Genomic DNA, 22,523 nt, shown 5'->3' with positions numbered 1-22,523 from the left:
GCAATCGAGATTACAACTCGAAGCTTGGTCGTCTCTTATTCATAAGCTAATCTATATAATATGGCTGTCAGCACTTCCAGTCCAGCAGCGAGATCCTCCGGGGAGGTGTACTCCGCAGGAGAATGACTGATCCCGCCTTGACTGGGCACGAAGATCATCGCGGACTGGCAGCGCGGGGCGAACAACTGGGCATCATGGCCCGCACCGCTGACCATGCTCAGGTAAGGCTTCTCCTGCTGGAGACAGATCTCTTCAAGAGCCGTGCGAAGCTCCTGATCCATAGGAGCAGGGGCTGTCTCCAGCAGCGTCTGTACCTCAAGTGTCAGGCCGCGCCTGCGGCCAAGCTCTGCGAACTCTGCCAGGATAGCTGCGCAGAAGCGCTCCAGTACCCCGGTTTCGCTATGCCGGATGTCCAGCGAGAACTGCACTTCGCCGGGAATTACATTGGAGGTACCCGGATAGACCTCGAGCCGCCCCGTTGTGGCTACCAGCGGATCACCCTCCGCCAGGGCGGACCGTTCCAGCGCCAGCAGCATCTCCGCACTACCAGCCAGTGCATCCTGTCTTAACCCCATCGGCGTAGTCCCTGCATGATTGGCCGTCCCGCCGACCTTGACAAGATACCGCCGCTGTCCGGCGATGGCCTGCACAACCCCGATTCTCCGGGACGTCCGCTCCAGAATAATCCCCTGTTCAATATGCAGCTCGACGTAAGCGGCAATATCACTGCGCACAGGACTATTATTGCGCCAGAAGCTTTCCTGCAGACCCGCCGTTGCTCCAGCTTCCGGCCCCTCACTCTCACATCCGTCACTCCCGCTTCCGCCACTCTGCTCCAGACCCGCCGCAGCTTCAGCGGCCATCCCTTCACTCCCGCCAAGACCGCAGGCCGCCATCGCAGCCGCCAGCGTGATTCCATCCGCATCTGCGCAGTCTATACATTCCTTCCCGTTATACAGCCCGGTTACATTCCCCGAGCCCCAAAACGTCAGCGGAAAGCGGCTGCCCTCTTCCTCGCAGAAGGATACCACCTCAAGTGTCCGCAGCGGCGGACCGAAGGTCTCAAGAAGATAGCGCAGCGCAGTTACAGCAGCAGCTACCCCATAAGCGCCGTCATACCGTCCGCCGTTCACAACCGTGTCGATATGCGAGCCGGTCAGGATAACCTTATCGCTGACCTGGGAACCGGCCAGTGTGCCATAGACATTCCCCACCGGATCCATCCGGACCTCAAGCCCGAGTCCAGCCATTCTCTCCTGCAAAAAATGCTGAACCCCTTGCCACTCCGGCGTATACAGCAGCCGCGTAACTCCGGGACCCGGAGCACTGTAGGCTGCGAGTTCATCCAGAAGCTTCAGCAGCTCCCCGGCCGGGACTTGCGGGACGGCCGGCTTCATAGCCCCGGCTGGCTGTGCCTGATCCGCAGCCATTCCCCTCCGCTGCCGGCAACTACGCCTTCCGCGGCTGTATAGACAACATTGCCCCGGCAGATCGTTGCCGTTACCTTGCAGGATAAGGTCATTCCGACATAGGGGCTATGCCGGTGGCGGTACAACAGATCCTCTGCACGCAGGGTATAGGCTGCATCTGGATCAAGCAGCACCAGATCGGCATCCAGCCCCGGCGTGATGGAGCCCTTGCGCCCCTCCAGCCCGAACCGCCGGGCAGGAAGCCCGGAGAGCAGCGCCGAGATCTGCGTAACCGGCAGGCCCCGCACATGAACACCTTCATGGAACATCAATTCCAGACTGCTCTGGGCTCCTGAGATTCCGCCCCAGGCTTCCATGAACGACAAACCGGGTGCCAGCTTCAAATCGGGCGGACAGGGGGAATGATCGGAAGCGACCAGATCCACCTGCCCCGCAGCAAGTGCCTCCCACAGCCGGTCCCGCTCTCTGCTGCTGCGCAGAGGCGGAGCGCATTTGGCCAGCGGCCCAAGGGTCTCCATGCTGTCTTCATCCAGAATCAGATAATGGGGACAAGTCTCTGCGGTCACATCCAGGCCCCGCAGCTTGGCCTCATGAATCAGCTCCAGGGCTGCCGCTGTGCTGATATGGACGAAGTGCAGCTTACAACCGGTCCGCTCACTATACAGCAGCGCCCTGGCTACAGCCTCCAGCTCCGCTTGCGGAGGGCGCGAAGCCGCAAAATCCCGCGCACTGCTGCGCCCGGCGCGCAATGCCGCCGCCCCCAGCGCCGAGGTTATCGCTTCGCTCTCCGCATGCAGGGCGAGAATCCCGCCGGTTGCGGCGATCCGAAGCATCCCCTGATACAGGGTGTCATCGTCCACCTCACGGAACCGGCCCTGGCCTTCACCGCCGGGATTCGAGATGAAGGCCTTGAACCCGGTAACGCCTGCTGCCGCCAGTCCCTCCAGCTCTTCCAGATTGCCGGGTACCAGTCCGCCCCACAGCACGTAATCCACCGCCGAGTTCCCGGCTGCGGCCTCCGCCTTCAGCCGGAGCGCCTCCAGACTCACCGTCGGCGGATTCCCGTTCAGCGGCATATCCGCATAACAGGTGCAGCCGCCGGCCGCAAGAGCAGCCGACCCGCTGCGGAAGCCCTCCCAGTGACCGAGCGCAGGCTCATTGAAGTGAACATGCATGTCGATCATACCGGGCAGCACGTATTGTCCTTCCGCATCCAGCATTCTGGTCCCGGACGAGGCCTGTAAGTCTTCGCCCAGTGCAGCGATTTTACCATCCTTCACTCCGATCTCAAGCCTGCGGACTTCTTCGGGCAGAACCACCTGTCCGTTCCTGATGATAAGCTCATAGCCTTCTTCCTTCATGATAGCCCACCTCCGGTCTATTGGCTTAAGATTAGATGCAGCAGTTCACTTAACTGCCGTGTTAACTCCCGCGATAAGTGCTGTATCCTCCAGGTGCAACCAGCAGCGGTACATGATAATGGGCGGAGGGGTCCGGCATATTGAAGCGGATCGGAATCTGGTCCAGGAACGGAACAACAGCGCCCGCTCCCTCCTCCGTCTCCGGATCTCCCGCACCAGCCTGAGTGCCCCGGAAATAATCACCGGCCATAAATAACAGCTCATAGCTTCCGGCCTGCATCTCTTCTCCAGCCAGCAGCGGAGCGTCCAGCCTGCCGTCCTCATTCGTCACCGCCTCACGCAGCAGCACAGGCCCTCCGGTATCCAGCCGCCAGAGCTGAAGCGACAGGCCAGCAGCAGGCTTGCCTTGTGACAGATCCAGCACATGGGTGCTCAGCCGTCCGTTCATTCCAGACATTTGCATCACCTTCCTCCTAATAATATGCAGTGACCCGTCTCTATTCCGCCCCCAGCAGATCCTCCAGCCGAAAACGAGTGATTGCACCAATCTCCAGCAGCGCCTGCTCCTGCTCCTCCATAAGCGGACGGTCCACACGCTCACCGATGGCGCTAAGGATCTCTTCTTTTGTTTTGCCCCGTACAGCGAAGATGAACGGAAAGCGGAATTTCGCAGTATATGCGGCGTTCAGCCCGGTAAGCTGCGCGAATTCCTCCGGGGTCAGCCGGTCCAGTCCGGCCCCCTGCTGCTCAGCCGCCGAGAGCGGACTGACAGCAAGTCTTGTCGCCAGATCCGGGTGAGCTCTCAGCAGTACCAGCACCTGGTCCGGCTCCGCCTGCCGTGCTACCTCCATCATGGCAGCATGCAGCTCCTGCACCGAATCGAACGGACGCCTGCTGTACACCCCCTCTGCTACCCAAGGCGAATGCTCGAAGATGCCGCCGAGATGTTCCACAAAGTCTGTTTTTGTCAGCGAGTTAATCTGCTCCAGAGTCAACCGGTCCGCCGGTATAGTCATAGGCCAGCCTCCATCCCTCTAATTTGTATATTGCCGCCTGCGCCCTCCCGGCCTAGAACCGCTGTTCCCGGATATAAGGTGTTCCCAGCGACTCCGGCGTACCGGAGGGCTTGTTGCGGTTGCGGTATCCCAGATACATCAATACGAGAATGGTTACGACGTAAGGAATCATTTTCAGAAAATAAGACGGCACCGCACTCCCCAGCAGCTGAATACGGAAGCCCAGCGAATCGAGCGCTCCGAAGAAGTAGGCACAGAAGAGCGCGCGCAGCGGATTCCATCTGGCGAAAATCACCAGACCCACGGCGATCCAGCCCAGCCCGGCGGTCAGCCCTTCATTCCAGGTCGGCGCATACGCCAGCACCATATCCGCACCGGCAAGACCAATCAGCGCCGCTCCGGCAGTAACATAGCAGTAACGGATCAGCTGCACACGAATCCCCATGACGTCCGCAGTAGCCGGATTGTCGCCGACTGCCCGCAGATGCAGCCCCCACGAGGTATGGTGAATCAGCAGATGCAGCACAAGGACGAGCAGGAGACTGAACCAGGTCAGCATATCCAGCCTGCCAAAAAGCTCCCCGAGCACCGGCACCGGCTTCAGCACCGCCAGATCCAGCTTTGGCAAACTGCCGGGAAGCGGAATACCGCTGATCGACTTGCCCACATAAGCGCTAAGCCCGCTGCCGAACAGCGTCATAGCCAGGCCCGACATCGTCTGATTCGCCCTCAGCGTGACACATAAGAACGAATGAACCATACCCAGAAGAGCGGTAATGGCTACCGCCGAGAGCAGCGCAAGGATGAGATTCCCGCTGCGGATGTAGACGATACAAGTCGTCACTGCCCCCATCAGCATCAGCCCCTCCGCGCCGAGCTGGATAATGCCGGCCCGTTCGGTCAGAATGCCTCCCAGCGTAGCCAGCAGCAGCGGTGTTCCGGCGGAGATAGCGGCGATTAATAATTGTGTAGTGAAATCCATGAGTGAACTCCCTCCTGTACGAGAATGCTGTTATGCGCTCCGGCGGATGCGGAACCGGTGAATCATGTCGCCGGCAATCAGGAAGAACAGGATCGCGCCCTGCAGCATTTCCGATATGGACGAAGGCAGTCCGATCGTCTGAACACTATAGCCGCCCACAATCAGGCCGCCGAACAGAATCGAAGTCACAATCAGGCCCAGCGGGTTCAGCTTGGCAAGCCAGGCTACGATGATCGCCGTATAGCCATAGCCCGGGGAGATCCCCTGCATCAGCTTATGCGTAACCCCGGACACCTCGGCCATGCCGGCAATCCCGGCAAGACCGCCGCTGATCAGCATGACGATGATAATATGCTTCTTGATGTGAATGCCCGCATACCGGGCGGCTGTTGGATTGGCGCCGATCAGACGCAGCTCATAGCCCCAGCGGGTGAACCTGATCATCAGATAATAGATCAGCACGGCCACCAGGCCGAATACCAGCCCGATGTGCAGCCGGGTGCTTCCAAGCACTGGCAAGGACTGGGCGGCCGTGAACATCGGCGAACCCGGGAAGTTGAACCCCTTCGGGTCCTTCCAGGGGCCGAACACTACATAATCCAGAGCCAGCAGTGCCACGTAGTTCAGCATCAGCGAGGTAATCAGCTCATTGACACCGAAATGGGTTCGCGGCACCGCCGTCATCAGACCCCACAAGGCTCCGGCCGCTGTACCGAAAACCAGCATCAGCGTAATGGACCAGAAGGAAGACAAGCCGGGGAAATAGATCGTCACCGCAGTAGCCGCCATAGCACCTACCGTCAGCTGGCCTTCCGCCCCGATATTCCACACGGAGATCCGGTAAGCTACAGCAATGCCTAGCCCGCAGAGCAGCAGCGGAATCGCCTTGACCATGGTTTCTGTGAAGCCGTAGGAGGTGCCGAAGGCTCCCCGGAACATTTTCTCGTAAACGACCAGCGGACTCATTCCATTAGCGGCGATGAACACCGCACAGAGCAAGAGTGCCAGAACAACCGACAGAATAGGCGTCCACCACGGTGAACGGGTACGGCTTGAATCATATTCCAGTCTGAGGGAGTACCACCTCCCGCTGCGCCCCGCCAGCGGCGGAAGCGTTGCAGATTCATTTCCAGGCTTCGGACTCATACCGCACTTCCCTCCCTGCTCCGGATACCGGCCATCATCAGGCCAATTTGTTCCCGGTCCGCCTGCTCATGATCACTCTCGCCTATAATGGAACCGCCATAGATCACCAGAATACGGTCGGATAACTGCAGCAGCTCATCCAGATCCTCGGAGATCAGGAGCACCCCGCTGCCGGAGCCGCGCAGCTCCATCAGCAGCTCATGCACCCCTGCCGCTGCGCCGACATCCAGCCCTTGCGTCGGATGCACGGCCACCATCAGCTTCGGACGGTGGCTGACCTCGCGGGCGAACAGCAGCTTCTGCTGATTCCCGCCGGACAATTGCTGCACGGGAGTATCCAGCTCCGGCGTCTTCACATTGAAGCGGCGGACCAGTTCCTGCGACCAGGAGCGGTTCCTGGCCGCCTTCAGAAAGCCGAACCGGGAATGCTCTCCGCTGCGGTAAGACTTGAACAGCAGGTTGTCAACCGACCCCAGCCGTCCGGCCAGACCGCTCTTCATCCGGTTCTCCGGCACATGCGAGATGCCCGAATCGATCGCTCCTCTTACCGAAGCTGTTTTCACAGGACTGCCATCGAACCGGATCTCGCCCGTCCTCCATGCTCTAAGCCCCGTCAATACCTCCGCCAGCTCCTTCTGCCCGTTGCCAGCAACGCCGGCCACGCCCACAATTTCGCCTTCATGAACCGTAAGCGACAGGGCATCCAGCGCCTTGCGGCCATGATCTGCTGCGACCTCCAGATCGCGGACGATCAGCAGCGGCTCTCCGGCCGTTGCCTCGCGCGCCTGACGGCTGATCGTAACCTCCCGGCCTACCATAAGCCGGGCCAGCTCCAGCTCATCCGTCTCGCCTGTCATCAGCGAAGCAATCATTTTCCCCTTGCGCATCACGGAGATCCGGTCTGAGGAGGCCATGACCTCCTTCATTTTATGCGTGGTCATGATCACCGTCTTGCCCGCCTGCTTCATCACCTGAAGCGTCTCGAACAGTTGCTCCGCCTCTCCCGGTGTCAGCACCGAAGTCGGCTCATCCAGGATGATGATGTCTGCCCCGCGGTATAGCGTTTTGACAATCTCAACACGCTGCTGCTCGCCGACAGACAGCTGCCAGATCGGCCGGTCGACGGGAAATTTCAAGCCAAACCGTTCTCCAAGCGCCTCTATCTCTTCATGCTTACGTTTGATCCATTTGCTGCCGCGCCAGAAAGACGACTTTTCGCCAAGCACGATATTCTCCGCCGCTGTAAGGCTCTGCACCAGTCTGAAGTTCTGAAAGACCATGCCTACACCGAGCAATGCCGCATCCTTCGGGGAACGGATTCTGGCCGGTTTGCCATGAATAAGAATCTCTCCTGCGTCCGCCCGGTACACTCCTGACAGCATGCTCATGACTGTGCTTTTGCCTGCCCCGTTCTCCCCGAGCAGCGCGTGAATCTCCCCCGCATTTGCCGAAAAATCAACTTGATCGCTGGCCGTTACAGCACCGAATGTCTTCACTATCCCGCGCATTTCAACCGAAGGGTCCTGCATAGTGCTACGCTCCTTTCCGGGTAGTTATAGTACAGGTGGGGAAGGCTCCGGTATCCGGACCCCGCCCCACCTGTAAGGCTGTGCTGTATGAAGATGTGTTGCAGCAGCTGTTACTGCGGAATCGTGCCCTCGACACCTTTGACCAGCCAGTTCATGCCAAGCACCTCTTCAAGGGTCAGCTTCTGGCCGTCCTTAACAGTTACATTGCCCTTGTTGTCCGAGATCGGTCCGGTGAATACCTCCAGCCCGCCGCTGATGATCTTGGCCTTGGCGTCCTCCACCAGCTTCTTCACATCCTCGGGAACCTTGTTGCCGAACGGTGCCAGCTCCACCATGCCATCCGCCATATCGCCGGAGTACTGCTCACTTTTCCAGGTTCCGTCCATCACGGACTGTACAGCTTTTACATAATAAGGACCCCAGTTCCATACAGGATTGGTTAAGTAGTTGTCCGGTGCATACTTGCTCATATCCGAGTCATTTCCCCCGGCAAAAGCTCCCCGTTCCGCCGCAGCCTGAAGGGTAGCCGGTGAATCCTGATACGCCAGCAGGACGTCCGCCCCTTTGTCGAGCAGGCTGATTGCCGCCTGACGTTCCGTCGCAGGGTCATACCAGGTATTCGTCCACACCACATCCACCTTAACCGCCGGGTTGACACTCTGCGCGCCCAGCGTGAAGGCGTTCAGATTATAGATCACCTCACTGATCGGGAAGGCTCCCACATAGCCCAGATGATTTTTCTTTGTCATTTTGCCTGCCGCGATCCCGGACAGATAGCTTGCCTGATAGTTTTTGCCGAAGTAGGTTCCCATGTTCTCGGCTGTCTTGTAGCCGGAGGCATGCAGGAACTTCACGTTAGGGAATTTGCCGGCCACATTCAAGGTGAAATCCATATAGCCGAAGCTTGTGGTGAACACGATGTCATGATTCTGCGCGAGCTCCGTGATGATCCGCTCGGCATCGGCGCTTTCCGGTACATTTTCAACGAAATCGGCCTTGATCCCAAGCTCCTTCTCCATATACAGGCGGCCCTGATCATGCTGATACGTATACCCGCCGTCACCCGGAGGCCCGATATAGACAAAAGCAACCGTCGGCTTCTTCGCTGCCGGCTCAGTGGTTGCCGCCGCCTCGCTGCCTGCCGGTGTACTTGCCGCCGAAGGCTCTGTCGTTGCTGCTGCACCCGTATTAGATGCTGTATTATTCTTTGCGCACCCCGTCAGAACCATCGCCAGCAGGAACATCGTAATAACGCTAAATTTGAATGCCTGACCCCTTTGTTTCATAATTCTCCTCCTCCAGGATATCTCTCCTAATGGCTACAGCCATTAATGTATCTCTACTATACTGAGGAGCAGCACTTACGTAAATTTATATAACATAGCTTTGTGTGAGTGGATAAGATGAGGGGTCACATTTGTGCTCCATGCACGAAGTCATCTCAAATTAAACTTAAATTATGTGATATTACCTTACATAACTTTGTAAAATAGCGAATTCACTGTCTGTTGCCGCTCCGCACGCTCCATTCTCTGCGGTACCCTCCGAAGCTCTCCGGCAGCCCGGGCTCTGCGAACGCCTGAACAGACTCTTGAGGCAGGATGAGCCCCTTATACTCCTTGGTCCGCATAATGGCAGCTATGCCCTCTTCATCGTCCAGCTCTTGAAGTTCGCGGAACAGCGTACTTGAGAACAGGGTGGGCGGCATCAGCAATCCTTCTTGTGCACTCGTGACATAATCAAGCTCCGGGTGCTGCTCATACGCTTGGATGAACCGGCGGATCTGAGCTGCCGCCACAAACGGCTGATCCGCCGCTGCAATGACCACCGCATCCGGCTGAAGCGAAGCAACAGCATTCAAGCCGCAGCGCAGTGAGAAGGACAGGCCCAAATGGGCCGTCAGGCAAGTCTCAATCCGCCGCATATTGTCCGCCTTCCCGGCAGGCGGCAGCCAGCTCAAAGGATCATCCGCGCGAACCACAACAACCAGCGGCGCAAGCCCGCAGTTCTCCAGCTCACTGAGCATCGCCGCACTGGCTGAACCCGCGCCTGCCCTGTTCAGAGAACCTTCCGAGGCCCCTGCTCCATTACTGCGGCCTGCCGCCAAAAAGATTCCGGCCACCTTCATTGTTCTCCACTCCTTTTTTTGGCAATCTGCTCATGGACGGCTGTTATTCTCGCTCCAGCATTCTGCGGAACAGGAATACCAGCTTCAGCTTCATGAGATCATTGATTTTTTTGAAATCGACATCCAGCAGCTCACTGAGCTTCTCAATCCGGTAAGTGGCCGTATTGCGATGAATGAACAGCTTCTTGGCCGTCTCGTTCACATGGCCGTCATTCTCCAGGTAGACCTCCAGCGTGTGGAGCATCTCCTTAACATATTCAGGCTCACGGCTAAGCAGTCCCCGCAGGCTGCCGCTATAGTAGCGCTCCATGGTCTCTGCCGGAATCTTGCTCAGCAGCAGATCAAGCTCCAGCTGGCGGTAATGCACCACATTTCCGTGCGCGCCCCACTGACGGGCCATGTCCATACATTCCTTTATCTCGGCAAAAGCTTCCTTCAGCCCCTCCGGCTTCTGCTTCACACTGCTGACAGCGGCCTGCGGATAATAACCTTTATCGAACTTCAGGTTGTCGAAGCATTCCTGAATCAGTGCCCGGAACTCCTCGGGCTGATGCGGCCCGGCCGGATACAGCGACACCAGTCCCTCTTCCACCAGGAAGTGGACCGCCTGCAGGCCATGCAGCACCGGATGCTCCGAATACTCCTCCTTCAGCCGCAGCAGCTCTCCCTGCCGGGCTTCTCCCGCAGCAGCCACATCGGTAAGCAGCAGTTGAAACGGGGCCTCAAGCAGCGTAATCTCCAGCCGGAGCGCTGCCTGTGCCAGCTCAGCGTATTTCAGCCCGTCCTTCAGGAACCGCCGCAGCAGCCCGCTGAATTCACGGTGTCCGGCCTGCTCGAAATAATCCTCCAGCCCGGTATGCATATGATAAGAAATCAGCTCTGCCCCCTGGACGAACAGACTTTCCTCCACGGGCAGCAGCAAGGGATCAATATCGCAATAATGAAGGTAACCCAGGCATTTCCCGGCCTGCAGCAGCGGAAGCCGGTAGCCGGTGCCTTCGCCGAGACGGAAGCGCTGATTGCGTGGCGGCCAGGGCCAACCTTCCAGTTGCTCACTTTCGGTGTACCCCGAGTTGTTGAATACTACCGTTCCCCGGTTGCTGATTACAGCCAGCGGATAACCGATGATCTCCGAGACGGTGTCCAGCAGCGGACGGCTGCGGCCGGAACGCAAGGCAAGACGCATCAGCAGCCGCTGCTTCTCCATCATGCTCTGCAGGGTGCCCACACTGCGCGACAGCTCCGCGCGGAACAAGCCGTTCATCTGGTCGGAGAAGGTGAACTGGAACGGCAGCTCAATCAGCGGGAAATTCAGCTGCTCTGCTTCCGCAATCAAGGGCGGCGGCACAGCCTCCCAGAACCGGCCCAGCTTAATACCCAGCCCTGCTGAACCGCGCCGGTTCAACATCTGCAGCAATGCCGAAGCTTCCTCCGGGCTGTCCTTGATCAGATAGGCTGTGGTCAGCAGCATTTCCCCTTCCTTGATCCAGTCCGAAATATCGGGAGCATCCATGACATTGATCGATTTCACAATCCTGTGCTTCCCCTTGGACCCGGCAATCAGCTTCGCTTCGGATAAAGGATAAATGGACAACGCTTCTTCCACTGTAAGATGCATAGCCACCCCTCCTTCTCTACCTTCATAATAGGTTCACTCGATTCATATGTTACTTTATGTAACATTATAGATAAAATGACCGCTGTTGGAAAGAGAAAAGTTAGAATTAGGCTTTTTTGTGTTATGTAATATAACATATGAAACGGTAGTAACCCTAATTTGGTCCCTTGGAGCTGCATAATTGCCCATGTATCTTCGCAGCTGAAGAATGGATGCTGTCTTTCGCGTAAATTTGGCCCACGCACCCCCGCACCGCCCAATGTAATCGGTTTTCCGATTACAATCGCCCCGTCTGCCACCGCGCCGCACGATGTAATCGGTTTTCCGATTACAATCGCTCCGTCAGTCCTCGCACCGCCCAATGCAATCGGTTTTCCGATTACAATCGCCCCGTCTGCCACCGCGCCACCCGATGTAATCGGTTTTCTGATTACAATCGCTCCGTCAGTCCTCGCACCGCCCGATATAATCGGTTTTCCGATTACAATCGCTCTGTCTGCCACCGCGCCGCACGATGTAATCGGTTTTCCGATTACAATCGCTCCGTCAGTCCTCGCACCGCCCAATGTAATCGGTTTTCCGATTACAATTGGATATTGTTTTCCGCATACATTGGGTAATCAGCAAAAAGCCCTGGTTCTCTTCGTTCAGAGAACCAGGGCTGTAACATCCTATTTCCATACCTCCTGTATCCATGACAGGAGCCGGAGATCTTGTCCGTGCCCGCCGATGACGGACAGTCCCAGCGGCAGTCCGCCGGGGCCGGGCACCGGCAGCGTAACCTGCGGCAGCCCGGCCAGTCCGGCCAGGCAGCTGAGCATCATGGCGCTGCTGCGGCTCCGCTCCAGCTGCCCGGGTCCGGCGCCGCGCAGCGGGGCCGGACCCGGCACGGTCGGAAGGACGAGACAGCCGTCCTTCCCGAGCAGCACCCGCAGCCGCTGAGTGATCAGGCTGCGCAGCATAGCGGCCGGGCTGTGATCCGCCCCGGCCAGCCCCGCCGCCCAAGCGAACCGGGCGGCAATATCCGGCCCGAAGACCGGCTGCTCCCGCCCGATCCACTCCCCATGGGTTGCCCAGATTTCGGCACCTTGCAGCTCACGGAAGGCGTCCATCCAGGTCTTCAAGCCTTCAGGGGCAACCACGGCTTCAGCAGCCTGTAGCGAAGCGCCGGCCTGAAGCTTGTCCAGCCCCCGCCTCAGGTAATCTGCACAGTCCTGCTCCACAAGCGCCCAGCCTTCCGGGGCGGTGAACATCCGGGACATTCGAAGGTCACTGGCACACTTGTCTACCTTCTCACCGCCGCTCTGCTCCATACTATACTCCATGCCCTGGTTAACTACGCCGCTGTCCACAGACCCGAGCAGAATGCGCCCCACCTTCAGCAGCAGCTCCGCGCTTACTGCGATCCAGCCCACGGTGTCAAAAGCCGGGGCCAGCGGAATAACTCCCTCCGAGGATACCGCCCCGTGGGTCGGACGATAGCCGAATACACCGCAATAAGCCGAAGGAACCCGGATAGAGCCGCCCGTATCCGTACCGAGGGCAAAATCCACGCTCCCTGAGGCCACAGCTACCGCTGATCCGCTGGACGAGCCGCCGGGAATCCGGTTCTCCCCGTGCGGATTCACCGGGGTGCCGTAATGATAGTTCTCTCCGCCAAGGCTGTACATCAGCTCATCCGTATGGGCAGCCCCCTGCAGCGTGGCTCCCGCTTCCAGCAGTCTGCGTACAGCAGTTGCATGAGAGGCCGCCGGTTCGTGGCTGCGCAGCCAGTCCGGGTTACCGGCGGAAGAGCGGTGCCCCGCCACCGCAAAGACATCTTTTACCGTGAAGGTCAGGCCATGCAATGCCCCGTGCCCGCTGCCGGGAATCTCCAGCTCCGGGACCCGGAATGCACCGTGCCGGTTATCAAGAATCATGTGCTCCACCCTCTCCCTCCCGGACCAACCGGATTATTCTATCCTTATCTCCTTAATCATTCTGCCTTCCCCCCTCTTCTAGTAGAGCAAGTAAGGGATAAAGCTGCGTTTAAGCCGAGCATTCGGCGGCACATTTGAGGATTTAGTTGTAGAGATTGCAATTATGCCTCCCTTAAGCATCCCCTTTACACCCTGATCGGGGCGGGGCAAACCTTCGGTAAGCGATCCCCTCTACCACCCGATAGCCGCTCCATCAGAGCGGGGGTCCGTCCCCCCGCTGCGGTAGCCGTTGCCATCAATCGAGATCGCATGGGCGTGCCCCATCACCCCGTCATAGCTCTGCGCTTCACGGACAAGATGCCCCGCCTCCGCCAGCTCTAACCGTACGGCTTCCGCTACCCGGTTCTCGATCCGCAGCTCCTGGGTCGGCTCCCCCCAGGTTCTGCCCCAGACGAAGCGCGGTTCGCTCACCGCAGTCTGCGGGTCCATCCCATAGTGAAGCATGCGCGTGAGCAGCAGGGTCTGCGTCTGCGGTTGTCCTTCACCGCCCTGCGTACCATAGAGATAAGCCGGCTTCCCGTCCCGGCAGGCCATCGCCGGCATCAGCGTGTGGAAGGTGCGCTTATGCGGCTCCAGCGTATTGACATGGGCGGGATCAAGCGAGAAGAAGGACCCGCGGTTCTGGAGCAGAATTCCCGTATTCCCGGCCATCACCCCCGACCCGAATTCGAAATACAGACTCTGGATGAACGAGACGGCATTGCCCTCTTCATCCACCACCGCTGCGTAAGCCGTATCCCTTCCAACCGGTTCGCTGCTAAGAGCAAGCGCCTTACGGGGAGAAATTGACGCCGCGAGTTGTGCCGCATAGGGCTTACTCAGCAGACGGTCCAGCGGAATGCTGCTGAAGGTCGGGTCGGTGAGCACCTGGTCGCGGTCACGGAAGCTCAGCTTCAGCGCCTCCACCAGCTGATGATAATACTCATAGGAGCCGTGCCTGATCTCCGCGAAGTTAGAATGCTCCAGGATATTAAGCGCTATGAGCGCGGTGAAGCCCTGCGAGTTCGGTGGAACCTGATAGACGGTATGCCCATGATAGTGCGTCTGGAGGGGCTCCTCCCAACTCCCCTGATGGTCCGCGAAATCATCGCGGGTCAGGTACCCGCCGGAAGCCTGCATATAATTACTAATCTCTTCAGCAATGCTCCCTTTATAAAAAGCATCCCGGCCTCCCGCCGCAAGCGCCCGCAGCGTCCCGGCCAGCTGCCGCTGCACAAACCGCTCTCCCGCCGCCGGTATCCGGCCGCCGGGAAGATACACCGCCGCCGCTTCAGGCGACAGCGCGGCTCCGGCCAGAACGCTGCCGCCATGCTGGTCCGGCGACAGCGGAAAGCCCCCGGTGCTGTAGCCGATAGCCGGCTCCAGCACCTCGGCCAGGGTCAGCCGTCCATACTCCCGCTGGACGGCTTCCCAGCTATCCGCCATTCCGGGCACCGTAATGGCGCTGCGCACACCCCGCCGGGGAATGGCCTCCTCCCCGGCATAGCAGTCCCGGCGGACGGCGTAGCCCGAGCGTCCGCTGCCGTTGTAAGCCCGCACGCGCCCTTCACTGGCGCTGTACCCCAGCCAAAAGGCGTCGCCGCCGAGCCCGGTCATATGCGGGTAGACCACAGCCAGCGCCGCGCTGACTGCAACGGCCGCATCATAGGCGTTGCCGCCTTTGGCCAATACTTGCGCGCCCGCTGCCGAGGCCAGATAATGCGGGCTGACCACCATCGTCTTCGTTCCGGTCACCGGTCCTCTCCCCATGTTCCGCCTCCCTTCCCTGCCGCTTAAGTTAGTGTCATTTAACAGCAGGCCCGGAGCCCCTGTCAACGGCTTCCGCAGGACCGTACATTTGCTGCCGCTTATTTTGTGAGCCATGCACAAATTTCAGAATGGAAGCAGGCCCAGGCCTGGCATCCATTCTGTCCGTCTGTTATATGGAGCTGCAGCAGGCTACAGCCTTAGTACGCCCTGTCTGCGCGCTCCCCTCATTTCAGGATATATTGCGACAGCACAGCCTGCACTTCATAGATATCGACCGATTTGTTGAAGGTTTTCTTCAGCGGCAGCCCAGCGCCCGAGATATATAGGCACAGCTCCGCATCCAGGTCGAAATGCCCCGCCGTCTCCACAGAGTAATGGGTGATGCTTTTGTAAGGAACAGAGTGGTATTCGGTTTTTTTGCCGGTCATCCCCTGCTTGTCTACAAGAATCAGCCGCTTGTCTGTAAAAATAAACATGTCCCGGACCAGCTTATAGGCGCGCTCAATCTTTTCATTCGGAGCAAGAATCCGTCCGTATTCCCGCTGCACCTCTCCCAGCTCAACCTGGGTCGCATTACCCAGTAATCCGTTAAAAATCGCCATAGCTCTCCTCTTTTCCCGCAGCCGGTATAAGGGCAACGCCCCTTCGCCACACTTCATACTACTTGCAGAACCATACTTTTATGTCTGGAGAGAACATTTCTCCCTTGCTTATTTCGGGATTTTTGGTTACACTAGCTTTAAATTTATCAAAAAGGAGGTGTAGGAGAATGGATCACAATCGGACCAACAGTGTTAGCAGCCGGCTGATTAATATTATGGCGGGCATCGTTCATGTAAAATCGGACAACGGGAGAAGTCTGTCCATTTACACGAACTTAATAACACTACAACATTGTGAAATGCCTTTCTCGCCTACACTTCAACGGATGTCTTAACCCGAAGAATTCTCAGGCCGTGGGGAAATTTCCCTGCGGCCTTTTTATGTGCTTTTAAACGGATATTTCGGATAAATTGAAGCGGGAGAGCAAAGAGCATTCTAATAAAAGGAGCCTAACGATGATTATCTCATGTCAAAATATCCAAAAATACCACGGTGCCCAGCTCGTCCTGAGCGATGTCACCTTCGATATCCGCCAAGGCGAAAAAATCGGCCTGATCGGCCGCAACGGCTGCGGCAAAACCACCCTCTTCCACTTGCTCAGCGGGGAAGAACGCCCGGACCAAGGGCAGCTCTCCATCCGCCGGGGCAGCGTCATCGGCCTGCTTGCCCAGATTCAGGAGGTGAACGAGAGCGAGACGGTCTATGCCGTCCTCCAGCGCAGCTTCGCGGAGCAGCTCGGCTGGCAGCGCCGCCTGCGGGAGCTGGAGCAGGAGATGTCATCCTCCGGTGCGGGCGAAGACGAGCAGGCCTGGAACCGGCTGCTTAAGGAATACGGCACCCTACAGGAGAAGTTCGAGGCGGCAGGCGGCTATGAGCTGGAAGCCTCGATCCAGCGTGTAGCCTCAGGGCTGGGGATTGGAACGGAGCAGTACGACCGCCGCTTCTCCTCCCTCTCCGGCGGAGAGAAGACCAAGGTAGGGCTGGCCGAGCTGCTGCTGCGCCGTCCCGACATCCTGCTGCTCGATGAGCCGACCAACCATCTGGACATGGAGGCTATCGAGTGGCTGGAGAAGTTCCTCCAGAGCTATGATGGCACGGTTCTGGCAATCTCCCATGACCGTTATTTCCTGGATGCCGTGGTGAAGAAGGTCATTGAGATTGAAGACGGGGAGGCTTTCACCTTCCATACGAACTACAGCGGCTATCAGGTAGAGAAGGAAGCACGGCTCCTTCAGCAGTTCGCCGATTATCAGGAGCAGCAGAAGAAGATCAAGCAGATGCAGGAGAGTATCAAAAGGCTGATTGAATGGGGAAAGCTGAATCCGCAGAACGTTTCGTTCCCCCGCCGGGCAGCTTCCATGCAGAAGGCGCTGGACCGGATGGTCAAGGTCAAACGCCCGATTCTGGAGCGGAAATCCATGGATCTGCAGCTCCAGCAGGAGGACCGGACCGGCAACCAGGTCGTTATCCTGGACCAGATCAGCAAGTCTTACGGGGACCGCAGGCTCTTCTCAGCCGCCAGCGATATTCTGCGATACGGCGAGACCACGGCACTGATCGGCGGCAACGGAGCAGGCAAAAGCACCCTGCTGAAGATCATCCTCGGCCAGGAGACACCGGATAGCGGGATCTGTACGCTTGCTTCCAGAGCTGTCGTCGGTTATCTGGCCCAGGAAGCTGTGCCGGAGGAGGGCGGCCACTCCGTGCTGCGTTATTTCCGCGAGGAGGCCGGACTTGAAGAAGGCGAAGCCCGCGGCCAGCTGGCCCGCTTCCTTTTCTACGGCAGCGATGTCTTCAAGAGCATCACTAACCTCTCAGGTGGAGAATGGACCCGGCTGCGCTTCGCGGTCCTGATGCACAAGAGGCCGAATCTGCTGATTCTGGATGAGCCGACCAACCATCTGGATATCGATTCCCGCGAGGCGCTGGAGGAAGCGCTGGAGGAGTTCCCCGGCACCGTGCTGGCGGTATCCCATGACCGTTACTTCATCAACCGCTGCTTCGGCAAGCTCTGGCATATTGACGGCGGACGCTTCTCCTCCTTCCCGGGCAACTACGAATACTATAAGGAAAAGCAGGCCGAAGCCGCCCAGCGGCAAGAGATGCCGCAGCCGGTATCTTCCGGAGGCGGCACCGGCAAGCCCCGCTCTGTAGGCGGGCGGGCAGAAGCATCACCATCCGGCCCTGCCAGTCCGGACCGCAAGAAGCGTCCGGCGGCTTCGTGGGAGCAGGACATTGCCGCAGCGGAAGCACAGCTTGCTCTTATCGATGCCGAAATGCTGGACCCTCAGCTGTCGAGCAATGCACAGAAGCTGGCCGGGCTGCAAGAAATGAGAGATGCTGCGCAGCAGAAGCTCGATGGCCTGTATAGCAGTTGGTTAAGCGAAGCGGACTGATCTGCACTGCTCTCCCGTCCTCGCCCAACTGGAATCGGCTTTGCTTCACGATCAATGAATATACACTTACAAATCTAAGATAGAGGTGACCGTAATGACATTAACCCCGGAAATTTCAAAATATTGGGAGAGTTATCTGGTGAAGCACCCGGAAGCGGCAGACAAATTCGACAGCGCCTGGGCGTTCGGCGACAATCCCCGGCTGGCAGATGAGCTGCTGGATCTGGTGCTGAAAGGAATCAAGACAGGAACCGCGCAGAATTATGAGCTAATTAAGGCTCAGGGGCTGAGCATGCCTTTTACAGGCGGATTATCCGTCCTGCTGGACAGCACAGGGCAGCCGCGCGCGATTATTGAGACGACGAAGGTGGAGGTTGTTCCGTTCGCTGAGGTAACCGCTGAATTCGCCTACTCCGAAGGGGAGGATGACCGCAGCCTCGAATCCTGGCGCTACGAGCATGAGGTGTTCTTCACCAGGGAGCTGGAGTGTGAGGGCAAGCCTTTTGACCCGGATATGCGGGTGGTCTGTGAGAACTTCCGGCTGGTGCATATTAACAACGAATTGTAATATTAATTATATATTTAAAAAGGCTGCTTCTTCACTACGAAAAGGCAGCCTTCATTGTATATGTGCAGTTAGTAGTAGCGGGACTTAACTATGGCTGCGGACGGGTCTTAGAATTTCCAGATGCCCATCATCCAGCCGATCAACGAGATCCATAAGGGAATACTGATCAGGACACCCCATACCAGACCCGTGGCGATATTGCCCTCTGTAGGCCGGGTCATCCCCTCCTGCGCAAGCGGGAGTCTTAGCTCTTCTTGTTCCATGCGATCCCCTCCTAAAATTCTTATCGTCAAAGCAGAGGAAAAAATGTAGACCACCAGGCCCAAAAAGAGATGTTTTCGATAATTTTTTTAGATATAAAGGCTCAGCGGATCATCATTGTAAAGGCTTACATAAATTATATTAACCAAAAAATGTATTCATAAAACTTATATACACTCTTGGTTATCTATAATATGCAGTGCTTTAGTCCAATATTACTTCTTTTTCGGGATTATGTAAATATTGGAATAGGATGTGCAGCTGCTCGGCCGTGTTGCGTTCTTCAGACAATTCGGGCAAGGCATCCTCGGCAAAAAATCCCGCACCGCTCGTCTCCACGCCACCTGCCGCTTCCCCGCCGGTAATTCTGCAGAGAATGAACATTTTATAGGTATGGTACGGCTCCGGCGGATGATGATGGAACTTCTTATCCAGCACGGCAAGCAGACGGACCGCTTCCGCCTGGTAGCCGGATTCCTCGGCAATTTCCTTGACAGCTACCTCGCTTGGTGACAGGCCGATATCTGCCCAACCTCCGGGCAGTGCCCATTTTCCGTCGAGCTTCTCGTGTACGAGCAGAATTTTATCATCCTGAAAAATAACTCCCCGGATATCCACCTTAGGTGTGCTATACCCGTCTTCGCCCGCGAAGGAGAGCCGGATACGTTCCTTGCTCTCATACGTATAATTCGCCAGAATATCCACACTCAGCTCGCGCAGTGCCTGATAACGTTCAATATCATATACATCCTTGGCATACGCCAGCCCTGTCTGGGCAATCCCTTGAATTTCTTTGGCCCAGGTTAACCATTTTGGTTCCATAAGCACACCGCCTTCACTCGGATTTAGTTACGCTCTTCCTTCAAGGTGATCTACTCGCACAGCATCAGATGACGGGAGAACGCACCTTTTCGCGCCACACAACGGTCTACAATTGTAAAACCGGCCGCAGCAATCATCTCATCCACCGCCTCAATCGCCACAATGACCACTCTGTCCGCAATCCGCCGCGTATGACTCAGAATCGCAAACTGCTCTTCGGGGGTAATCCGTGAATACAGATTATAAGGCATATCCACGATCGCTGCATCGTAATGCTCCTCAATATCTGCGATATCCCCGAGCGTAACAACACTCTCGAAGCCGAAATGGGCGATGTTCGTCCGCGCACCTGCCGCTATGAGCGGGTTAATATCACGGCCGACGACATCAATTCCCATAGACAGAGCTTCCACCATTACTGTGCCAATTCCGCAGCAGGGATCGATCAGCTTCACACCGGGTATTCGCGGAACTGCCATATTGACCGCTGCCCGGGCTACCCGTGTGCTGAGCGCTATGGAGTAGCTGCGGGGCTTGTGCATCTGCCTGAACCAGGTTGCCTTGTTCTTATGATAAGGGCCGAAGTACCAGCGTCCGCCGAGCGTTACAATCCCGTACACCAGCTCCGGATGGTTCACATCCGCCTCTCCCTCAATCCGCAGGCCGATTTCCCGCTCAATCACTCTGCGCTCACCGTATTCTATTTTTTGCTCAGGAGCCAGATCATTAGTCTTCACAAAAATAACCTTGAAGCTCCGCCCCGCAAGCTCCACCTGCTCTGTCTGCTTGTAGATCTCCGGGAGCGTGTCCCCTTCGTACATCACATCTATCCGCTCTTTGATAAAAGGACTGCGGCTGACATCCGCCTCTACCCCGCTTGCGAATATTGCCGGAGGGATCTCCCTGCCAAACAGGCAGCGCAGCTCCATCCCGCATAGTGAGGTCTCATCCGGCGAATGGGCATACGTATAAATATATATCGGTTCATCACTTGCAGGCATGTTCGTTGACACTACAATTTCGCTCCTGTCGCTTCCGCCGCGCCCGGCGGTTCCTTTGCTTAAACTAAGTAAGTCTATCACGGTTGCTGCCAGTAATCAACAGCCTGCAGGGAACTGTTCCCCGCTGCGCAGCTCCGGTCACCCTCTGTTGAAGGGGTGGGACAATCCTTTTTTGATCCATGAGGATATCTCCAGTATAATGAATGCATTACACTGCCGAACCTGAGCCGCAGAGACCCTCCGTTATGCATGTTGCCGCATAATACGGGTAGCTGTGGTATTAAGCAGCGAATTCCAAGGAGGTACATACCTACAATGTCATACGAAACTTACTTTCAGGCTGAGCGTGAAGCCCAGCTGAGCGAACTCAAGCAATGGCTGGCGATCCCCAGCATTTCAGCCCTGTCCAGCCACAAAGAAGATATCAATACCGCTGCCGGCTGGCTGGTAGAGACCCTGAAGCGTGCGGGCCTTGAGAATATCGAGCTGCATCCTACGGCCGGTCATCCGGTGATCTATGCAGACTACCTTCACGCTCCCGGCAAGCCGACCATCCTGGTCTACGGCCATTATGATGTACAGCCGGTTGATCCGCTGAACCTGTGGACTACACCTCCGTTTGAACCGGAGATCCGTGACGGCAAGCTCTACGCCCGCGGCGCTACAGACGACAAGGGCCAGGTATTCATGCATATCAAGGCCATCGAGGCCATCCTCAAGCAAGAGGGCACTCTGCCGGTCAACATCAAGCTCTGCATCGAAGGGGAAGAGGAGATTGGCAGCGTCAACCTGCCGCCATTCCTGGAAGCTAACCAGGACAAGCTTGCTGCAGATGCTGTTCTTGTCTCGGATACCTCCCTGCTGGAGCGCGGACGCCCTGCCATCTGCACAGGGCTCCGTGGTCTCTGCTCCATGGAGGTTACAGTGAACACCGCCTTGACTGACCTGCACTCCGGCTCCTACGGCGGCGGCGTTCCCAATGCGCTGCATGCGCTGGTGTCGCTGCTGAGCACCCTTCACGATGACAAGGGCCGTGTATCTGTAGAAGGCTTCTACGAAGGCGTGCCTGCCCTGTCCCCGCTCCTGCGTGAAGAATTCGCCAAGCAAGGTGTGGACGAAGATAAGATCCGCACCGCCCTCGGCCTGGAGCAATTGTACGGTGAAGAAGGCTACACCTTCGTGGAACGGGTCGGCGCACGTCCAACGCTGGAGCTGAACGGCGTATACGGAGGCTTCCAAGGTGAAGGCAGCAAGACCGTCATCCCGAAGGAAGCTCATGCCAAGATTACCTGCCGCTTGGTCGGCGACCAGGACCCGCAGCACATCCTGGATGCCGTTGAAGCCCATCTGAAGGCTAATATTCAAAAGGGCGCCAAGGTTCAGGTGAAGCAGATGGAGAAAGCTCGCGCCTTCAACATCGATCCGTCGCACCCGATCCTCCAGACCGCTGCCGATGCTTACGGCAAGGTCTATGGCACCCGCGCCCTCTTCACCAAAGACGGCGGCTCCATCCCGATCATGGAGAGCTTCGCCCGCATCCTGAAGGCCCCGGTCGTCCTGATGGGCTTCGGACTCGATGACGAGAACCTGCACGCGCCGGACGAGCACTTCAACCTGGAGAACTTCGACAAAGGCCTGCTGACCTTGGTCGAGTTCCTGAAGACCGTCTAACGTCCAAGGCAGACGGCTTACCTGTCATTTCATAAAGCCAGGCCCCCGAAGGATCGGGGGCCTGGCTTCTTTTTGTTTGTTTTTGCATGTGCGATACACAACAAAAAAACCCTTGCGGACAAGGATTTCGGAAGTTAAATATGGAGCGGGTGATGGGAATCGAACCCACGCTATCAGCTTGGAAGGCTGAAGTTCTACCATTGAACTACACCCGCGACTCGAATTGAGTACAAGAAACATTGTAGCATCACTACGAATAAATT

At 57.4% G+C, this 22,523-nt stretch carries 19 protein-coding genes and 1 tRNA gene; 3 read left to right on the top strand and 17 right to left on the bottom strand.

From position 1 onward, the window contains the following. Nucleotides 1-35 precede the first annotated feature (35 nt). From NST04_RS29965 to NST04_RS29905, 13 genes are all read right to left on the bottom strand, one after another. On the bottom strand, nt 36-1,397 hold the full coding sequence (locus tag NST04_RS29965) for a Zn-dependent hydrolase (protein WP_341187492.1): 1,362 nt from the start codon (nt 1,395-1,397) through the stop codon (nt 36-38). Continuing rightward, the gene (allB, locus tag NST04_RS29960) at nt 1,394-2,791 is read right to left on the bottom strand and encodes an allantoinase AllB (RefSeq protein ID WP_341187491.1); all 1,398 of its coding nucleotides are present in this window, start codon (nt 2,789-2,791) and stop codon (nt 1,394-1,396) included. Before allB ends, NST04_RS29965 begins: the two co-directional genes overlap by 4 nt. 61 nt (nt 2,792-2,852) lie before the next feature. Then, the gene (gene uraH, locus NST04_RS29955; protein WP_341188088.1) at nt 2,853-3,248 is read right to left on the bottom strand and encodes a hydroxyisourate hydrolase; all 396 of its coding nucleotides are present in this window, start codon (nt 3,246-3,248) and stop codon (nt 2,853-2,855) included. A 40-nt stretch (nt 3,249-3,288) separates the two neighbouring features. Further along, entirely contained in the window at nt 3,289-3,807 is a 519-nt protein-coding gene (gene uraD, locus NST04_RS29950; protein ID WP_341187490.1) for a 2-oxo-4-hydroxy-4-carboxy-5-ureidoimidazoline decarboxylase, read from the bottom strand. A 52-nt stretch (nt 3,808-3,859) separates the two neighbouring features. Further along, nucleotides 3,860-4,789 (bottom strand): ABC transporter permease, encoded by a 930-nt coding sequence (locus NST04_RS29945; protein WP_341187489.1) that lies wholly within the window; start codon nt 4,787-4,789, stop codon nt 3,860-3,862. 30 nt (nt 4,790-4,819) lie between these two features. Next, complete coding sequence (locus NST04_RS29940) at nt 4,820-5,935, bottom strand: ABC transporter permease (RefSeq protein ID WP_341187488.1); 1,116 nt, start codon at nt 5,933-5,935, stop codon at nt 4,820-4,822. Next, nucleotides 5,932-7,464: an ABC transporter ATP-binding protein gene (locus NST04_RS29935; protein ID WP_341187487.1), complete on the bottom strand. Its 1,533-nt coding sequence runs from the start codon at nt 7,462-7,464 to the stop codon at nt 5,932-5,934. The genes NST04_RS29940 and NST04_RS29935 overlap by 4 nt, the downstream gene beginning before the upstream one ends. A 110-nt stretch (nt 7,465-7,574) precedes the next feature. After that, nucleotides 7,575-8,750 carry a BMP family ABC transporter substrate-binding protein gene (locus NST04_RS29930; protein ID WP_341187486.1) on the bottom strand — a complete coding sequence of 392 codons (1,176 nt, stop codon included), beginning with the start codon at nt 8,748-8,750 and terminating at the stop codon, nt 7,575-7,577. A 212-nt stretch (nt 8,751-8,962) separates the two neighbouring features. Continuing rightward, a complete protein-coding gene (locus NST04_RS29925; RefSeq protein WP_341187485.1) occupies nt 8,963-9,592 on the bottom strand; it encodes an NTP transferase domain-containing protein in 630 nt (209 codons plus the stop codon). A 43-nt stretch (nt 9,593-9,635) separates the two neighbouring features. After that, complete coding sequence (locus tag NST04_RS29920) at nt 9,636-11,210, bottom strand: PucR family transcriptional regulator (RefSeq protein ID WP_341187484.1); 1,575 nt, start codon at nt 11,208-11,210, stop codon at nt 9,636-9,638. Between the two features lie 671 nt (nt 11,211-11,881). Beyond that, complete coding sequence (locus NST04_RS29915; RefSeq protein ID WP_341188087.1) at nt 11,882-13,129, bottom strand: amidase; 1,248 nt, start codon at nt 13,127-13,129, stop codon at nt 11,882-11,884. A 231-nt stretch (nt 13,130-13,360) separates the two neighbouring features. Next, nucleotides 13,361-14,938 carry a gamma-glutamyltransferase gene (gene ggt / locus NST04_RS29910; protein ID WP_341187483.1) on the bottom strand — a complete coding sequence of 526 codons (1,578 nt, stop codon included), beginning with the start codon at nt 14,936-14,938 and terminating at the stop codon, nt 13,361-13,363. A 224-nt stretch (nt 14,939-15,162) separates the two neighbouring features. After that, a complete protein-coding gene (locus NST04_RS29905) occupies nt 15,163-15,540 on the bottom strand; it encodes a PH domain-containing protein (protein ID WP_036696174.1) in 378 nt (125 codons plus the stop codon). 456 nt (nt 15,541-15,996) lie between these two features. Between NST04_RS29905 and abc-f the strand changes: the two genes are divergently transcribed. Continuing rightward, nucleotides 15,997-17,937 (top strand): ribosomal protection-like ABC-F family protein, encoded by a 1,941-nt coding sequence (gene abc-f / locus NST04_RS29900; RefSeq protein ID WP_341187482.1) that lies wholly within the window; start codon nt 15,997-15,999, stop codon nt 17,935-17,937. Nucleotides 17,938-18,031: 94 nt separating this feature from the next. Then, a complete protein-coding gene (locus NST04_RS29895) occupies nt 18,032-18,505 on the top strand; it encodes an ASCH domain-containing protein (protein ID WP_341187481.1) in 474 nt (157 codons plus the stop codon). Nucleotides 18,506-18,612: 107 nt separating this feature from the next. On the opposite strand, the gene NST04_RS29890 is transcribed toward NST04_RS29895, so the two are convergent. From NST04_RS29890 to NST04_RS29880, 3 genes are all read right to left on the bottom strand, one after another. Beyond that, on the bottom strand, nt 18,613-18,768 hold the full coding sequence (locus NST04_RS29890) for a hypothetical protein (RefSeq protein ID WP_156949647.1): 156 nt from the start codon (nt 18,766-18,768) through the stop codon (nt 18,613-18,615). A 202-nt stretch (nt 18,769-18,970) separates the two neighbouring features. Beyond that, the gene (locus NST04_RS29885; RefSeq protein ID WP_341187480.1) at nt 18,971-19,588 is read right to left on the bottom strand and encodes an NUDIX hydrolase; all 618 of its coding nucleotides are present in this window, start codon (nt 19,586-19,588) and stop codon (nt 18,971-18,973) included. A 50-nt stretch (nt 19,589-19,638) separates the two neighbouring features. Beyond that, nucleotides 19,639-20,589: a TRM11 family SAM-dependent methyltransferase gene (locus tag NST04_RS29880; RefSeq protein WP_341188086.1), complete on the bottom strand. Its 951-nt coding sequence runs from the start codon at nt 20,587-20,589 to the stop codon at nt 19,639-19,641. Between the two features lie 315 nt (nt 20,590-20,904). Here NST04_RS29880 and NST04_RS29875 point away from each other — a divergent pair, with 315 nt between their 5' ends. Next, nucleotides 20,905-22,260, top strand: a complete 1,356-nt coding sequence (locus tag NST04_RS29875; RefSeq protein WP_341187479.1) for a dipeptidase — start codon at nt 20,905-20,907, stop codon at nt 22,258-22,260. A gap of 141 nt (nt 22,261-22,401) precedes the next feature. Here the strand turns inward: NST04_RS29875 and NST04_RS29870 are convergent. Continuing rightward, nucleotides 22,402-22,475 (bottom strand) — tRNA-Gly (locus tag NST04_RS29870). Between the last annotated feature and the right edge of the window lie 48 nt (nt 22,476-22,523).

This window comes from Paenibacillus sp. FSL H7-0756, from assembly GCF_038006765.1.
Classification (GTDB): Bacteria; Bacillota; Bacilli; order Paenibacillales; family Paenibacillaceae; genus Paenibacillus_AQ.
The sequence above is the reverse complement of the archived record's forward strand: the minus strand, read 5'-3'. Positions and strand labels throughout refer to the sequence as shown.

What these genes read in the sequence shown, in the direction of transcription:
- NST04_RS29965 (WP_341187492.1), bottom strand. Translation starts at nt 1,397, where the DNA reads ATGAAGCCGGCCGTCCCGCAAGTCCCGGCCGGGGAGCTGCTGAAGCTT.
- allB (WP_341187491.1), bottom strand. Translation starts at nt 2,791, where the DNA reads ATGAAGGAAGAAGGCTATGAGCTTATCATCAGGAACGGACAGGTGGTT.
- uraH (WP_341188088.1), bottom strand. Translation starts at nt 3,248, where the DNA reads ATGTCTGGAATGAACGGACGGCTGAGCACCCATGTGCTGGATCTGTCA.
- uraD (WP_341187490.1), bottom strand. Translation starts at nt 3,807, where the DNA reads ATGACTATACCGGCGGACCGGTTGACTCTGGAGCAGATTAACTCGCTG.
- NST04_RS29945 (WP_341187489.1), bottom strand. Translation starts at nt 4,789, where the DNA reads ATGGATTTCACTACACAATTATTAATCGCCGCTATCTCCGCCGGAACA.
- NST04_RS29940 (WP_341187488.1), bottom strand. Translation starts at nt 5,935, where the DNA reads ATGAGTCCGAAGCCTGGAAATGAATCTGCAACGCTTCCGCCGCTGGCG.
- NST04_RS29935 (WP_341187487.1), bottom strand. Translation starts at nt 7,464, where the DNA reads ATGCAGGACCCTTCGGTTGAAATGCGCGGGATAGTGAAGACATTCGGT.
- NST04_RS29930 (WP_341187486.1), bottom strand. Translation starts at nt 8,750, where the DNA reads ATGAAACAAAGGGGTCAGGCATTCAAATTTAGCGTTATTACGATGTTC.
- NST04_RS29925 (WP_341187485.1), bottom strand. Translation starts at nt 9,592, where the DNA reads ATGAAGGTGGCCGGAATCTTTTTGGCGGCAGGCCGCAGTAATGGAGCA.
- NST04_RS29920 (WP_341187484.1), bottom strand. Translation starts at nt 11,210, where the DNA reads ATGCATCTTACAGTGGAAGAAGCGTTGTCCATTTATCCTTTATCCGAA.
- NST04_RS29915 (WP_341188087.1), bottom strand. Translation starts at nt 13,129, where the DNA reads ATGATTCTTGATAACCGGCACGGTGCATTCCGGGTCCCGGAGCTGGAG.
- ggt (WP_341187483.1), bottom strand. Translation starts at nt 14,938, where the DNA reads ATGGGGAGAGGACCGGTGACCGGAACGAAGACGATGGTGGTCAGCCCG.
- NST04_RS29905 (WP_036696174.1), bottom strand. Translation starts at nt 15,540, where the DNA reads ATGGCGATTTTTAACGGATTACTGGGTAATGCGACCCAGGTTGAGCTG.
- abc-f (WP_341187482.1), top strand. Translation starts at nt 15,997, where the DNA reads ATGATTATCTCATGTCAAAATATCCAAAAATACCACGGTGCCCAGCTC.
- NST04_RS29895 (WP_341187481.1), top strand. Translation starts at nt 18,032, where the DNA reads ATGACATTAACCCCGGAAATTTCAAAATATTGGGAGAGTTATCTGGTG.
- NST04_RS29890 (WP_156949647.1), bottom strand. Translation starts at nt 18,768, where the DNA reads ATGGAACAAGAAGAGCTAAGACTCCCGCTTGCGCAGGAGGGGATGACC.
- NST04_RS29885 (WP_341187480.1), bottom strand. Translation starts at nt 19,588, where the DNA reads ATGGAACCAAAATGGTTAACCTGGGCCAAAGAAATTCAAGGGATTGCC.
- NST04_RS29880 (WP_341188086.1), bottom strand. Translation starts at nt 20,589, where the DNA reads ATGCCTGCAAGTGATGAACCGATATATATTTATACGTATGCCCATTCG.
- NST04_RS29875 (WP_341187479.1), top strand. Translation starts at nt 20,905, where the DNA reads ATGTCATACGAAACTTACTTTCAGGCTGAGCGTGAAGCCCAGCTGAGC.